This is a genomic window from Halopseudomonas sp. Lyrl_26 (assembly GCF_051948695.1).
Taxonomy (GTDB): Bacteria; Pseudomonadota; Gammaproteobacteria; order Pseudomonadales; family Pseudomonadaceae; genus Halopseudomonas; species Halopseudomonas formosensis.
Genome location: NZ_JAYJLH010000001.1, coordinates 146,934 through 160,901 on the forward strand (window position 1 = coordinate 146,934; position 13,968 = coordinate 160,901).

At 65.4% G+C, this 13,968-nt stretch carries 12 protein-coding genes; all 12 read left to right on the forward strand.

The window, feature by feature from the left end; translation table 11 throughout:
* Positions 1-7: 7 nt before the first annotated feature.
* The 12 genes from VF673_RS00790 (at position 8) to VF673_RS00845 (ending at position 13,937) form a co-directional block, all read left to right on the forward strand.
* Complete coding sequence (locus VF673_RS00790) at positions 8-1,600, forward strand: GumC family protein (RefSeq protein WP_090537961.1); 1,593 nt, start codon at positions 8-10, stop codon at positions 1,598-1,600.
* 47 nt (positions 1,601-1,647) lie between these two features.
* Entirely contained in the window at positions 1,648-2,643 is a 996-nt protein-coding gene (locus VF673_RS00795; protein WP_440290876.1) for a glycosyltransferase family 4 protein, read from the forward strand.
* On the forward strand, positions 2,637-4,010 hold the full coding sequence (locus VF673_RS00800) for an O-antigen ligase family protein (RefSeq protein WP_440290542.1): 1,374 nt from the start codon (positions 2,637-2,639) through the stop codon (positions 4,008-4,010). The genes VF673_RS00795 and VF673_RS00800 overlap by 7 nt, the downstream gene beginning before the upstream one ends.
* On the forward strand, positions 4,007-4,963 hold the full coding sequence (locus tag VF673_RS00805; RefSeq protein WP_440290543.1) for a glycosyltransferase family 2 protein: 957 nt from the start codon (positions 4,007-4,009) through the stop codon (positions 4,961-4,963). Before VF673_RS00800 ends, VF673_RS00805 begins: the two co-directional genes overlap by 4 nt.
* The gene (locus tag VF673_RS00810) at positions 4,956-6,092 is read left to right on the forward strand and encodes a glycosyltransferase (RefSeq protein WP_440290544.1); all 1,137 of its coding nucleotides are present in this window, start codon (positions 4,956-4,958) and stop codon (positions 6,090-6,092) included. The genes VF673_RS00805 and VF673_RS00810 overlap by 8 nt, the downstream gene beginning before the upstream one ends.
* Position 6,093: 1 nt before the next feature.
* A complete protein-coding gene (locus VF673_RS00815) occupies positions 6,094-7,086 on the forward strand; it encodes a polysaccharide deacetylase family protein (RefSeq protein ID WP_440290545.1) in 993 nt (330 codons plus the stop codon).
* Entirely contained in the window at positions 7,083-8,396 is a 1,314-nt protein-coding gene (locus VF673_RS00820) for an oligosaccharide flippase family protein (RefSeq protein WP_440290877.1), read from the forward strand. Before VF673_RS00815 ends, VF673_RS00820 begins: the two co-directional genes overlap by 4 nt.
* A complete protein-coding gene (locus VF673_RS00825; RefSeq protein ID WP_440290546.1) occupies positions 8,396-10,309 on the forward strand; it encodes a hypothetical protein in 1,914 nt (637 codons plus the stop codon). The genes VF673_RS00820 and VF673_RS00825 overlap by 1 nt, the downstream gene beginning before the upstream one ends.
* 1 nt (position 10,310) lies before the next feature.
* Positions 10,311-10,988: an N-acetyltransferase family protein gene (locus VF673_RS00830; protein WP_440290547.1), complete on the forward strand. Its 678-nt coding sequence runs from the start codon at positions 10,311-10,313 to the stop codon at positions 10,986-10,988.
* Positions 10,985-12,082: a GNAT family N-acetyltransferase gene (locus VF673_RS00835; RefSeq protein ID WP_440290548.1), complete on the forward strand. Its 1,098-nt coding sequence runs from the start codon at positions 10,985-10,987 to the stop codon at positions 12,080-12,082. Before VF673_RS00830 ends, VF673_RS00835 begins: the two co-directional genes overlap by 4 nt.
* Positions 12,079-12,837, forward strand: a complete 759-nt coding sequence (locus tag VF673_RS00840; protein WP_440290549.1) for a ChbG/HpnK family deacetylase — start codon at positions 12,079-12,081, stop codon at positions 12,835-12,837. Before VF673_RS00835 ends, VF673_RS00840 begins: the two co-directional genes overlap by 4 nt.
* Before the next feature lie 119 nt (positions 12,838-12,956).
* Positions 12,957-13,937 (forward strand): GlxA family transcriptional regulator, encoded by a 981-nt coding sequence (locus VF673_RS00845; RefSeq protein WP_440290550.1) that lies wholly within the window; start codon positions 12,957-12,959, stop codon positions 13,935-13,937.
* The last annotated feature ends 31 nt before the right edge of the window (positions 13,938-13,968 follow it).

The window sequence follows — 13,968 nt, forward strand, 5'->3', positions numbered from 1 at the left end:
ACGGGTCATGAACAGAATGGAAAACTATCTGCACGACTTCCTGCGAGTACTGTTCGTGCACAGGCGACTGATCAAGCGGGTGTTCCTGCTGTTCGCACTGATCACGCTGTTACTGCCGCTGGTGCTCAAGCAGACCTTCGAGATCAGTGCGGACATCATCGTGCAGTCCAAGAAGTTGTCCCAGGCTGACGTCAGCACGGCGCTCAGCCAGGAAAGCGACAAGTTCATTCCGCCGACGCTGACGGACATGGAAACCGAGGTCAATATCCTGCGCTCCACCACCCTGATCCGGCAGACCATCGCCGAACTCCGGGAAGAGGGCAGCTACGATCCGCGTCCGGGCCTGCTGAACAAATGGCTGGTCCGGCCTCTGAAGACCTACATCGCCAATCCGATCCGCAATCACGTGGTCAATCCGCTGCGTCACCTGCTCGGACTTGAGACCGACCCGGTGCGCGACACTACCCTTGATGCCTGGACCGAACAGGCAGCGAAGGCGTTGACCATCGAGACCCGCCCGGGTTCGAACGTAATAACCGTGGTCTACGACTTCCCGGACCCGGTGCAGGGTACCCGCTTTGTCGAGCGCCTGCTGGCCAACTACCTGCTCAATCGGCAGATGCTGCAGTCCAACGACCTGCCACAGCATTTCTACGAGCAGAAGAAGGCACAGTACGAACAGCGCCTGGATGATCTGGAGGCGCAGCGTCTGGAGCTGCTGGCTGCGGCCAACGCATCGGACCCGGCGGAAGAGATCACCTTCCGTCTCAACGCCATCAATACCGAGGAGCAGGCGCTCAACCAGTACCGCGACCGCGCTCTGGAGAGCCAGCGCTGGCGTGACTACCTGCAGGCCAGTCTGCAGGAGGCGCGCAGGTCGGGCCTGACCGATTACACCTTCCCCTATGCCTTCGCCAACATCATCGACAACATCGCCTACGAGGATCGGGAGATCAAACAGCTGGGCGAGCAGCTGGCGGAGCAGGTCGGACGTTACGCCAGCGCGGCAGCGTCCTATCAGGATGACAGTCTGCCGATCCGCGAGCAGCGCCGGCAGATCACCCAGACCCGCAATCAATTCCTGCAGGTGGTTGAGAATCGCATCCGCGAGCGCAGTGAAGACCTGGCGATCATGCACTCGGTGATCACCCAGAAGGAGGAGCGGATCGCCCAGTACAAGGATCGCATCCGCCTGCTGCAGGAGGTGCAGAGCAAGCTGCGCCAGCTGGATACCGAGATTGACGCGCTGCACAAGGCGTTCTTCACCTATACCCAGCGCTCCGAGGAAAGTCGCAGTCAGGGTCTGATCGATGGTTCCCTGTCCAATGCCCGGATCCTCAGTCAGCCCTATGAGCCGACCGAACCGGCGTTTCCCAAGCCGCTGCTGATCATCCCGCTGGGATTGCTGACCGGGCTGCTGCTCGCTCTGGCGCTGGCCTATGTGCGGGAGTTCTTCGACCATCGCTTCAAGCAGCCGTCACAGGTGCCCCAGCATCTGGGCCTGCCGGTGCTGCTGGTGATCAATGCTGACGAGACGCCGGTGATCAATCAGCACCGCCCGGGCAGCTGGCGCTGGTTCTGGCATTGGGCACGGACGTGAACATCAATCACGTGATTCACAGCGGGGGCTTCTACGGCGCCGAGCGCATGCTGCTGGATCACTGTCTGCAGGTGCCGGGTCGTCATCGAGTGATCTTCCTCGACGGGCCCGGCGAGCTGCTGCGCCGCTTCAGTGAAGCCGGGGTGACCGCGGTCCCCTGTGCCGGACTGAAGAGCCTGTATACCGAGCTGCGTCGGCACCCGGGTCTGCTCAATGCGCACAACTTCCGTGCGCAGCTGTTCAGCTGGCTGTGTGCCCGACGGCTGGCCATGCCGCTGGTGTGGACGCAGCATGGTTTCACGCCCAGAAGCCTGAAGCAGCAGTTCTATACCTGGCTGGCGTTGCGCATGGGGCGCAGCAGGACAGTCACCCGGGTGGCCTGCGTTTCCCGTGGAGTCGCCGAGCTGCACCTGAGCGCGGGGGTCTGCGCCGGCAAGCTGCGGGTGATTCCCAATGGTCTGCCGCCACGAGCGTCGCTGCCCCGGGCGGTGACCACGCCGCTGGTAGGCTACGTCGGGCGACTGAGCCACGAGAAGGGTCCAGATCAGCTTCTCGACGCGCTGTTACCGGTGCTGGTGCGTCGTCCGGAAGCCCAGGCGGTGCTCATCGGCGATGGCCCGCTGGAGGACAGCCTGGCTGCGCGGATCCAGGCGGCGGGGCTCGGGCGGCGTATTCATCTGGCCGGTTACCAGACCGATATCGCGGCCTGGCTGGCGCGCCTTTCCGTTCTGGTAATCAGCTCCCGAACCGAGGGCACACCCATGGTGCTGCTGGAGGCCATGGCGGCGGGCACGCCGGTGGCCGCCTTCGCTGTCGGCGGCATCCCGGACGTGGTGGAGAACGGGGAACATGCCCTGCTCGCGCCGCCGGGACAGAGTGCCTTGCTGGGCGACTGCGTGCTGCGCCTGCTGGAAGACAAGTCGCTGGCAGATCGTCTGGCACGCGCCGCGCGGCTGCGCCAGGCCAGCGAGTATGCCTTGCCTCAATTGGCGGTGCGCTGGCAGGAACTGTATCGCCAGGCGCAGGAGGAGCGAGCATGCTGATAGTCGCGATGATGGGGATTATGTTGGGCCTGGCCTGCGTGCTGGCCCTTGCAAGTCCCTGGCCCTGGCTTGCGCCCATGGTGATAGGCGCGTTGGCCGTGGTGGCCTTCCTCTACCGGCGACCGGGCTGGGGACTGCTCGGACTGGTGGTACTGGTGCCGCTCGAGGGGTTGTTCAAGGAGCTGGCGTTTTCCCCGGCCAAGTTCCTGGGGGCCTCGCTGATCGGCATTCTGCTGATGCAGCTGCTGCTGCGCCAGTTGCCGGAGGGACGGGCGCGCAGCAATCTGTGGCCGCTGCTGTTGCTGTTCCTGCTGTGGGTGGGATTGAGTTTCCTGTTCAGCAGCAACCATCCGGCATCGCTGGGCAACCTGCGGGAACTGCTGATAGGCATGACCCTGTTCGGCATTGTCCTGCTGGTAGGGCGAGACCTGCCATTGCTGCCGCTGTGCCGGTTGCTGGTGGTCAGTGTGGCGGCCACCTGCCTTATCGCCCTGTTTTCCGCCCGGCACCAGGTACAGGGGCGTGCGGTCGGCCTGTTGCAGGACGCCAACTACTTTGCCCTGCTGATCACGGTTGCCATGCCCCTGGCGGTATTGCTGGCCATGCGCGCCCGGCACTGGCTGACGCGGTTGCTGTGGCTGGGGCTGGGGGTAGTACTGATGGCGGGGATGACCCGAACCGACTCGCGGTCAGGGTTGGTGGTGCTGCTGCTCGCTCTGCTCGTCGGGCTCTGGCACCACCGGGCACGCCTGGCCCGCATCCGGCCCAGACACCTGGGATTCATCATGCTGGGGGCGGCGCTGCTGGTGCCGCTGGGTCTGATGTCGGTGCCGGATGACTATGTCGAGCGCATCAAGTCCCTGTCGATTCTCCGGTCCGGGGTCAATGCCCATCAGGACGCCTCCCTGGGGCGCCGGGCCTCCTATCTGCTGGTCGGTGGTGAGATGATCCGGGAGGATCCGGTGTTCGGCGGTGGTCCCGGCACCTTTGCTCTGCGCTACGCGACTACCGGTTACGCCAAGGCCTTCTCCGACAGCAGTGACAGCCTGGACATCTACCGCCGTGCGCACAACACCTACCTGGAGATCTTCGCTGAGATGGGTATTCCGGCCGGGTTGCTGTTTCTCGCGCTGCTGCTGATGGGCTGGCGCAACTTCGAGCGGGCGCGGCGCGCCTGGCTGGACCGCGGCGAGCGCGAGCTGGCCGATCTGGTAGTGCACCTGGGCCTGGCCTTCTTCTCCATGACCCTGTTCCTGTTGTTTCTCAGCGTGCCCAACCACAAGTTGCTCTGGTTGCTGCTGGGCCTGTCCTGGGTGTTGCGTCAACAGGCCGAGTCCGGTGGCCCGGCGGAGGTCCGTAGCGCATGAAGCTCAGCGTGATCATCCCCATGTTCAATGAAGAGCGGCATATCGCCCGTACCCTGGCGAGCGTACGCACCGCCGCCGAGCATGCTGGTATTGCCTGCGAGCTGCTGGTGGTGGACAACGGCTCCACTGATGCCAGCTCGCAGCTGGCCCGGGAGGCCGGTGCCCGTGTGCTGGATGGTGCCGGCCTGGGGATAGGGGCCCTGCGTAACCTCGGGGCACGGGCGGCGCAAGGTCAGTGGCTGGCCTTTCTGGATGCCGACATGGAAATGCCGGCGGACTGGTTCATTCTCGGGCGCAACATCTTTGAGCAGGACAGGGCCGATGTCTTCGCCCTGGAATGCGCTGCGCCGGCGGAAGCCCCTTGGTTCGCCCGGAGCTGGCAGCTACGTAATCAGAGCACCGGTGCTGCACGCCTGCGTGACTGGCTGCCCAGTGCCAACCTGTGTCTGCCGAGAAACTGGTTCGAACGGGTAGGGGGGTTCGACGAGCAGCTGCGCACCGGCGAGGACAAGGACCTGGGTCTGCGCCTGCATGCTGCCGGTGCCCGCCTGCTGCTGGTGCCGACTCCCCCAGCGCTGCACTGGGGTTATGAAGCCAGCTGGGCAGAGTGGCTGGGCAAGGAGTGGTGGCGCCAGGGCAGTCATCTGCAGCTTCTGCGGGAACATCCCGGCTTGCGGCAGTGGCGCTTTCCGCTACTGGCCTTGGCGGTATCGGCGGCTTCTCTGCTGAGCCTCGCCTCGATGCTGTCCATTCGCGCAGATCTGGCTTTCCTGCTGCTGTTGCCCGGTGTCCTGATCGCCCTGGCCCTGTCGCTGCGCCAGAGCTGGCGGCATCGTGATCCGCTGCTCAGCCTGCAGCTGGCCGGTCTGCACTGGTTGCGTCTGCACCTGACCGCCGCAGGTCTGATCGGCGCGCTTTTCAACCATTCCTCGCGGAGGCCCGCCCGTGGCTGAATTCCTATTCTGGACCTGCCTGCTGCTGCCGGCCTATGCCTGGCTGGGTTATCCGCTCGTTCTGCGGGTACTTGGAACCTTCATCTCACGCCCGGTGCGAAGCGGCAACAGCGCGCTGTCGGTCAGTATCATCATCGCTGCGCATAATGAGGCAGCGCACATCCAGAGCAAGATCCGCAGCCTCCTGGGGCAGGGCTATCCAGCCTCGGCTCTGGAGATTCTGGTGGCCAGCGACGGCTCCAGCGATGATACCGTTGCCCTGGCCGAAGCGGTGGGAGACGCACGGGTGCGGGTGCTGGATCTGCCACGCATGGGCAAGACCCGGGCGCTCAACGTCGCGGTGGCGGAAGCCCGGTACGAGGTGCTGGTATTCACCGATGCGGATAACGTCTGGACGGCCGAGACTCTCAATCATCTGCTGGCCCCCCTGGCTGATCCCACTGTCGGCTGTTGCGGCGGCACCCTGGTAGTACACAGGTCGGGTTCGTCGCTGAGCATCGGTGACCGCTGGTATCGCCGTTACGAGGCCTGGTTGCGCGAGCTGGAGAACCGGGTTGGTTGCATGGTCTCCGCCGATGGCGCACTGCTGGCCCTGCGCCGGGAGCTGTGGCAGCCGATCCCGGACGAGGTGAATGACGACTTCTTTCTGAGCACCTGTGCCCCGGTTCAGGGGCAGCGCATCGTCCATGTGCCGGGCGCCGTGGTGCTGGATCATGGGCTGGCCGAAGCGGACAAGCAGCTGCATCGCCGCATCCGGGTGACAGTGGGCGGCTTGCAGAGCCTGCTGGTACGACGCCAACTGCTCAACCCCCTGCGCTATGGCGCCTACGCCCTGGCACTGATCAGTCACAAGGTACTTCGACGGTTTGCACCGCTGTTGCTGGTTCCACTGCTGCTCGCCAATCTGGCGCTATGGGACGCCGGTCCGCTGTACCGGTTCAGTCTGCTGCTGCAACTGACCGGCTATGCCGTTGGCCTGGCCGGTCTGTTCGATCGGAGTGATCGCCTGCCGCGCGCCTTTCGCCTGGCCGGCTTCTTTCTGGTGACGCTGGTCGGCATGGCAGTGGGTCTGGTTCAGTTCATCCGCGGGCGGCGCTACAGCCTGTGGAATCCGCAGCAGAGTCGATGACATGGTCACGAAGCAGCAGGTCAAGCGATTGATGGGCAGCATCTGGCTGGCAGCGCCTCCGGCCCGGGTCCGGCTCGCCCGCCGGGGCAGCGTGCTGATGCTGCATCGGGTGCTGGCCAGTGATGCCGAGGCGGATCTGCCGCATCGTCGAGCCCTGTGCATCGGCGCCGGCGCCTTCGACCGACTGCTCGGCTGGCTGAAAAAGCATTTCGACTGCGTACCTCTGGAGGATCTGCTGAGCGCGCCGGCCGGCCAACGTCCGCGGATCAGTCTGACCTTCGACGATGGCTGGCACGACAACGCCGAACAGGCGTTTCCTCTGCTGCAGCGCCACGGCGTACCGGCCAGCATTTTCCTGGCGACCGATTACATAGGTACCTCGCGCCGGTTCTGGTGGGAAGCAATCGGCGAGAGCCTGTGGCAATGCGGCGGGGCCTGTACCGTCCTGCTCTCGGCCCTGGCGGCTGAGGGCCACCCGGTGCCCGCCATCATCCGGGGCGGACAGATGAGCGCGGCGCGCAGCCAGGCGATTGCCCGTTATCTGCAGGACCTTAAACCGCTGCCACCGGCTCGTCTGGAGCAGCTCACGGGGTTCTGCCCGCCGCAGGACCACTGCGATGCCCTGTCCTGGGAGCAAGTGGCGATGATGGAGGCCTCAGGTCTGATCCGTTTCGGCTCCCACGGTGCCGGCCATGCGATTCTCACCGGGCTGGACGATCCGCAACTGCGGGCCGATATTGCGCGCTCGGCGACGGTGCTGCGCGAGCGTTGCCGCAACCCCCTGGAAGTGTTCTGTTACCCCAACGGTGATGTGGATGCGCGGGTGCGCGCAGCGGTCGCCGTTCAGGGTTATCCCCGTGCGCTGGCCACCCGGGCCGGCCTCGTTTCCCCGGAAAGCGATCCCCTGGCCTTGCCGCGCATAGATGTCAGCCACAGCGCGGCGCGCTGGCCGGGACTGCTGGGATGGCGGTTGATGCAGGGGGCGTTGCGATGAAAGGCGGCGACTACCTGCGCCACCTGGCGCTGAGCCTGGCTACCCGCCTGACCATGATAGCCCTGCGTCTGGTGCGTAACGTTCTGCTCGCCCGGCTGCTGGGACCCGCCGACCGTGGCATCTTCGCACTGCTCGCAGCGCTGCCGGACATGATTGTTGCCGTTACCAGCGGCGGGCTGACCAGCGCGGTGGCCTTCCATGCCGCGCGGCAACGGGGTATGGGGCCGCTGCTGGCCCATATTCTGGTGCAGGGGTGCGCACTGGCTGGCGTGCTGACCCTGCTGGTCCTGCTTGCCATCCACAGCCTGGGGAGCCTGCCCGAGTTTGCCGAGCGGCTGGGTCCCTGGGTCTGGGTGCTGCTGATTGCCGTGCCCGTGGTGATCGGCAAGAATTCCTTGCTGGTGCTGCACAATGCCGATGGCCGGGTGGGGCCGTTCAACTCCCTGCGCCTGTTGGAATCCCTGGGACCCTTGCTGCTTTTCGTGGCGCTGTGGGCGCTGTTTCCCTCCGCCGCACTGGAGGCGGCCATCGGCAGCTGGCTGATCGGCCTGATAATGGTGGTGGTGGTGGGTATCTGCTGGCTGGGACGGTTCCACCGGCTGCGCCCGCGTTGGCAACGGGACGAGCAGGGGGCACTGGCCCGCTACGGCCTGCGCAGCCACCCCGAGGTGCTCTTCCAGCAGGTGCTGCTGCGCGCCGATTATCTGCTTATCGGTATGTTGCTGCCACCCGCCGAGCTGGGTTATTACGCCATGGCCAGTGCGGCGGTAGAGCTACTGCTGATTGTTCCCGAAGCGGTCACCACGCCGCTGATGAAGCGCCTGCTGCAGCAGGGCGAGGGCATGGAGCGGTTGACACCGCTGGCGCTGCGCCTGACCGCCAGCGTGATGCTGCTGGCCTGCATCCTCATGGCGCTGCTGGGCGAGTGGCTGATCGTCACTCTGTTCGGCGACAGCTACGCCCCGGCCTCGGTAGCACTGCTGGCGCTGCTGCCCGGGGTATTTGCCCTGTGCTATGCCAGCATCCTGCGACTGGATCTTCTGGGCAAGCAACGACCGGGCACCCTGTCGCTGATCACCGGCGTTGCCGCCGGGGTGAATCTGCTGCTCAACCTCTGGTGGATCCCGGACTGGGGCATTCTCGGCGCGGGCCTGGCCTCCTCGCTGGCCTACGTGCTGGCGGCCACGGCCATGCTCTGGCAGTTCTGCCGGCTGTCCGGGGGGGCCTGGTGGCGGACGCTGTTCCTGCTGCCGGAGGACCTGAGCATGCTTCGGTCACTGCTGCGCTCGCGACAGGGGAGCACAGCCTGATGCGGGGCCTGTTCATGCTCATGCTGGTCATCTGGAGCAGCTGGGGCCTGGCCGATACCCTGGTCTGGGGCAAGCTGCGCGATGGCGATCTGTATCTGGACACGGAGCGGGAAGCCACACTCACCCTGCGCTGGCAGCCGGCCTGGCAGGCCGATGCCAATGATGAGCAGCTGTATCTGCTGGACGGGCACGGCAGACTCATGCACCAGATTGATGTCGACGCAAGCCAGACCCGTGGGGTGCGCCAGTTCGCCCTTGGCCCCGGCGATGGCGATCATCGTCTGAGCGTGCCCGGATACAGCTTCCGTGCGTGGGAGGTAGAGCTGCCGGGATACGTGCAGGCCCTGTATGAACCGGTCAAGCTGCACTTCAACTCGGAGGTCGGCCCCGGCGTTCAGCTGTACTTCCGCGTCGTGGCGCGGCAACAGGCCAGCCTTGCCGGCAAGTACCACGGTGGCGTGAATCTGCTGGTGGCCACGCGTCTGTCCGATGGCCGCCAGGTTCGCCTGCCGTTGCGCGAGCACGAACAGTACTGGGCGTTCGACAGCCTGCCACTGCCTGACTCCGAGCGGGACGAGATCTGGCGCCTGGACCTGGGCGGACAGGGCAAGGCAGCCTTCTGGCTGGATGGGACCGACAACCTGTTTGCCATGAAGGTACAGCATCTGCGGCAGGTGCAGTTGCCTCCGGGGCAGGTCGAGCTGGCCCTCGGCGCTGCCAGGGTTGGTCGTACGCCCGAGCTGGGCGTGGCCTTGCCCTACACTGACCCGCCCGAGGCGGTCCATCCCCTGCTGCGTGAACTGGGGCTGAGGGCAGCAACCTACTACAGCTTCGTCGATGTCCTGCCCGAACAGCCCGGCCGCGAGATCGGCTATCGGCGACTCTACGCTGAAGAGTTCGGACTGCGCACCAGTGTGACCCTGCTGGCCGGCACCGGAAGACGTGCGGTGCTGGCTGCTGATCCGCAGACGCTGGCGGGGCTGGCCGCCTGGCTGGCTGACAGCGCGCTGCTGGGGCAGGGCCCTCACTATCTGGGATTTGCCGATGAGCCCAATCTCAACTACCCGGACTACCCGAGTTTTGCCCGCTATTTCGGCCGCATGCTGGAGGCGCTGCAGGGTGACCCCCGTGCTGCGCAGGCGGGCATCAGGGTGGTCGCGCCGGCCAGCTCCCGCTGGCTGGACGGTCCCTTCAGGCCCGGGGCGGCACGGCGCCGGGGGGTGGATTGGACGCAGCAGCTGCTGGCGCAATACAGCGATCGGATCGACGCCCTGGCCTGGCATGAATGGATGGTGCGTGATCTGCTGGCAACCCGGCGCTACCGCCAGAGTGTGGCGGCTGCGGCCCGCCTGGTCGGGCTGGACGAGCACGGCCGCCCGCGCAAGGCGTTGCTACTGGATCAGACCAATATCTCCAGCGGCGCCGCGCTCAGTCCCTATGAGCAGGACAGTCATTTTGCTGCCCTGTGGTGGGCCTCGGTGGTGATCAATTCATCGCAGGATGGCCTGCTGGAGCTGTTGAGCTGGTTCCAGGCGGCGGACGAGCCCGATTATCCCAAGGGCATGCTGCGAATGGATGAGTCTGGCAGTTTCCAGCCCAAGCCGGTGGCTCAGGCTCAGGCGCTGATCGCCCGCCACTGGCTGCCGCAGGTACAGGAGTTGGTTAACGACGCCTTCGAGGTTGATGCCCTGGCCATGGCCGGCGGGGAGCGCCGGGCCGTTCTCGGGGTGAACAAGGTCGGCCGCGAACAACGGGTGCGTCTGGTCGGGTTGCCCGACGATTGTCGCGGCCTGCGGTTGGAGGGGTTGGGTCCCGAGGGGCCGCTGGCAAGCCACGCAATTGATTGCACCGAGGGTCAGGGTCACTTCCGGGTGCCCGGCAATACCCTCTTCATACTTTACTGGGAGGTATAGCATGTCACTGCACCTGTGGGACAAGCTGAGACGCAAGGGGCTGCGGGGCAGCCTGCGCATCCTGCGTGAACGTTTTCTCTACAGACACTGGGTGCTGCTGGTGCTGGAACGTGATCTCGCTGATCCTCTGCCGCAGCTTCGGCGGCTGGACGAAGCGAGCTGGCCGTCGATCACTCTGACTGCACAACGACTGCCCGCGCTACGGCGTCACTTCTCGGCCTATCTGCCCACGATCAACGACCTGTTGAAGCAGAAGGGTGTCACAGGCTTCGCCAATCTTGACCGTGAGGGGCATGCTGCCTGTATGGCCTGGGTCAGCGAGCGCGACTATTACGACCGTCATCTCTACCGCTGCTGGGTCCGTTTGCCGGAAACGTGTATCTACCAGTTTGCCGGCGAGGTGGCCCGGCCCTACCGCTCCCGCGGTCTTCCACTGGTAATGATGAAGGCCGTATGGGCGCACTACCGGGCTCTGGGCTTCACACACAGCCGGGCGCTGGTCAGTTGTTCCAACCCGCCGTCACTGGCCATCCATGCACGGCTGGGCTTTCGCGAGATAGGCGAGAGTGTGCATGTCTACTGTCTGTTCGGCTGCCTGCACCTGTCCCGCAGCGAGCGCTACGCTGGCCGTCGTCTGCCTGCGCCCCGTCCACGCGCTGTCATCGGAGGGGCGGTGTGACTGAAACCTACACCTGGTATGACAGTCTCGACCCGGCGATTTTTCCTGAGACGGCCTATGCGCAGCTGCTGGAGCGGTTACCCGAGGTGACTCCCTTCAATCAGCTGGCCTGGCTGCGGGCCTGCGCCGACCAGCTCGCGGGGCGGCAGCTGCGCATACTCGCGGCCTGGCAGGGGGAACACATGGTGCTGTGCCTGCCCCTGACCATCGGCCGGGAAAGGCTGCTGGGCATGCCCTGGAGGGTAATCCGGCACCTCGGGTATCCCCTGGCCGACCGTATCGTTCTGGCGGTGGACGGTGTTGACTCCCCTCTGCTCGGGAAAGCCCTGCGGCAGATTCGTTCGCGCGTGCCGCACAGCCTGCTCGAGTTCAACGAAGTGCTGGCCACCGAATCGGCGGACCAGCTGGCGGCGGTCTGGAGCGATCTGTGCTCCTATCGGGAGGACAGGTTGAGCTGCCGGGTACCCGAGCACCGGATCACCGAGGCGGATCACAAGGACCCCACCGGCGTACTCGGCTCGGAGCTGCGCCGGGCGCGTCGGCGGGCGGGAGAGGCGACGGCCCAGCTGCGCCGCCTGGCGCCGGATGCCGGGCAGATGCGCGATCTGGTGGGCGAGCTGGCCGCGGTGGAGCAGGCCAGCTGGAAAGGCGAGGAGGGCGTGGGGCTGTTCTCCCCCGAGCGGCTGCCATTGATGACTGCGGCACTGACCGCCCTGGCAGCCCAGGGCAGGGTGCGGGTGGTCTATCTGGAGCGGGACGGGCGCTGCATCAGCTACCGACTGGGCCTTCTGGAGCGCGGCCGGCTGTACGATTACAACATCGCCTATCTCCCCGAGTACTCGGCGCTGGGCAGCGGTCGTCTGCTGCTGCATGAATGGCTGATGTGGGGGCTGGAGGAGGGCTGGCAATGGGTGGATGCATCCCGCGTGAGTCTGCACAACTCCAATCATCAGCTGCATGAGCGGATGGATGGTCTGATAGACAATCACCACTGGCGCTTCTGCTCCCGGCGCCCCGGCGGCATCCTTCTGGGCATCGCCTATCGGCTCTGGGCCCGGGTCAAGCCACGGATCAGGAAGGAGAAGATGTCATGACCGACTCACGGGTAATAGTCAATGCCGATGATCTGGGTCTGGACAGTGAGACCAATGGCCTGATCTGGGAAGCTTTCGCCCTGGGTTGCGTCTCTTCTGCGACCCTGATGGCCAACATGCCCGCCTTCGAGGAGGCCTGTGCCGGTATCGCCGAGCGGGGGCTGCATGGAGCGGCGGGGTTGCACTTCAATCTCACCTACGGCGAGCCGCTGACCGACGGACTGCGCCGGCACCCGCTGTTCTGCCGCGATGGACAGTTTGACCTGAATCTCCCGCCCTGGCGTCTGCGCCTGGATTCCGCCTCCCGGCAACTGGTGGCGGCCGAGCTGCAGGCGCAGTGGGATCGCTGCGTTCGCCATGGTGTCGTGCCCAGCCACATCGACTCCCACCAGCATGTGCACAACCGCCTGCCGGTCGGCAGCCTGGTGGCTGTCTTTGCCGGGCAAAACAGAGTTCCGGTGCGGCTGGCGCGCAATCTGGGACGCAACATAGGGCCACTGAAACGCGCCTACAAGGGACTGCTGAATGCCCACCTGCGTCGGCATTGTACGGCGACCGTCAGGCAGGTCTGCACCCCCCGCGACCTGCTTCACGGCCTGCGCCCCGGTGCGCTGGTCGAGATCGTCGCCCATCCTCGGCGGCTGCCCGACGGGCGTCTTGGTGATGACTATCTGCCGGACGACCAGTCGCTGCAGGCCGTGCTGCAGCGCTGCCTGCCGGGATACCGGAAGATCAGCTATTCCGAGTTGCGGTGACAACCACCTGATCCACTCTTCGCTGCCGGCCCCGGCCTGTGGCACAATGCGCCCTTGGACTCCAAAACGGACTCGGGCGTGACCATGAGCGCTTTTCTCAGCCACAGGCGGACCAGCGGATGACCGTACGGCGCACGGCGTTTCTGCTGTGGCCGGGCTGTCACCCGGCGATAGTCATGCCCGCCCTGACGGTACTGCGCTCGGCCAATCGCATGGCCGAGACGCAGCTGTATCGGGTCGACTGCTATACCCTGGACGATGAGTCCCTGGTGTCATCCGAGGGCTGGCAGCTGTCAGAGCGGCGCTGGGATCAGGTGCCCGAGGATCTGGACCAGCTGTGGCTGGTGGCCGATGTGGCGCAGTTGCCGACATCCATTCCACCGGCGCTGGCGCAGCAGCTGCGCAGTCTGGCCCGGGAGGGCGTGACGCTCGGCGGGCTGGAGGAGGGGGTGTTCCCGCTGGCCATGGCCGGTCTGCTGGATGGGCGTCGCTGCGCGGTGCACTGGCGGATGCTGGAGGAGTTTCGCGAGCGCTTCCCGACGGTGCAGGCGGGCACCCGGCTGTTCGAGCGTGACGAGGGACGCATGAGTGGCAGCGGTTACGCCATCACCGATCTGTTCCTGACCCTGGTGACCGAGCACCACGGAGCCGATCTGGCAGCGCTGGTGGCCGAGGACCTGAACATCGAACGCATTCGCCTGGGAAGTGAACAGCAGCGGGTGCCGCTGCGCAACCGTCTGGGCAGTACTCATCCGAAGCTGACCCAGGCCGTGATCCTCATGGAGTCCAATATCGAGGAGCCCTTGACCACCGACGAGATCGCGCGGCACGTGTGTGTCTCCCGGCGGCAGCTGGAACGCATATTCAAGCAGTATCTCAACAGCGTTCCATCGCAGTATTATCTTGAGCTGCGCCTGAATCGGGCGCGGCAGATGCTGCAGCAGACCAGCAAATCCATAATCCAGATAGGTCTGTCCTGCGGTTTTTCCTCTGGCCCGCATTTTTCCAGTGCCTACCGCAACTGTTTCGGTGTCACTCCCCGGGAGGACCGGAACCAGTACCGTGCCCAGCAGGCACAGGACGGACGGGTCAGTTTGTAAGCACGGCATGCACGGCATGCCGATTCGTATG

Bases quoted from the DNA above. Each gene is read 5' to 3' on its own strand.
- VF673_RS00790 (WP_090537961.1), top strand. From the start codon at position 8: ATGAACAGAATGGAAAACTATCTGCACGACTTCCTGCGAGTACTGTTC.
- VF673_RS00795 (WP_440290876.1), top strand. From the start codon at position 1,648: ATGCTGCTGGATCACTGTCTGCAGGTGCCGGGTCGTCATCGAGTGATC.
- VF673_RS00800 (WP_440290542.1), top strand. From the start codon at position 2,637: ATGCTGATAGTCGCGATGATGGGGATTATGTTGGGCCTGGCCTGCGTG.
- VF673_RS00805 (WP_440290543.1), top strand. From the start codon at position 4,007: ATGAAGCTCAGCGTGATCATCCCCATGTTCAATGAAGAGCGGCATATC.
- VF673_RS00815 (WP_440290545.1), top strand. From the start codon at position 6,094: ATGGTCACGAAGCAGCAGGTCAAGCGATTGATGGGCAGCATCTGGCTG.
- VF673_RS00820 (WP_440290877.1), top strand. From the start codon at position 7,083: ATGAAAGGCGGCGACTACCTGCGCCACCTGGCGCTGAGCCTGGCTACC.
- VF673_RS00825 (WP_440290546.1), top strand. From the start codon at position 8,396: ATGCGGGGCCTGTTCATGCTCATGCTGGTCATCTGGAGCAGCTGGGGC.
- VF673_RS00830 (WP_440290547.1), top strand. From the start codon at position 10,311: ATGTCACTGCACCTGTGGGACAAGCTGAGACGCAAGGGGCTGCGGGGC.
- VF673_RS00840 (WP_440290549.1), top strand. From the start codon at position 12,079: ATGACCGACTCACGGGTAATAGTCAATGCCGATGATCTGGGTCTGGAC.
- VF673_RS00845 (WP_440290550.1), top strand. From the start codon at position 12,957: ATGACCGTACGGCGCACGGCGTTTCTGCTGTGGCCGGGCTGTCACCCG.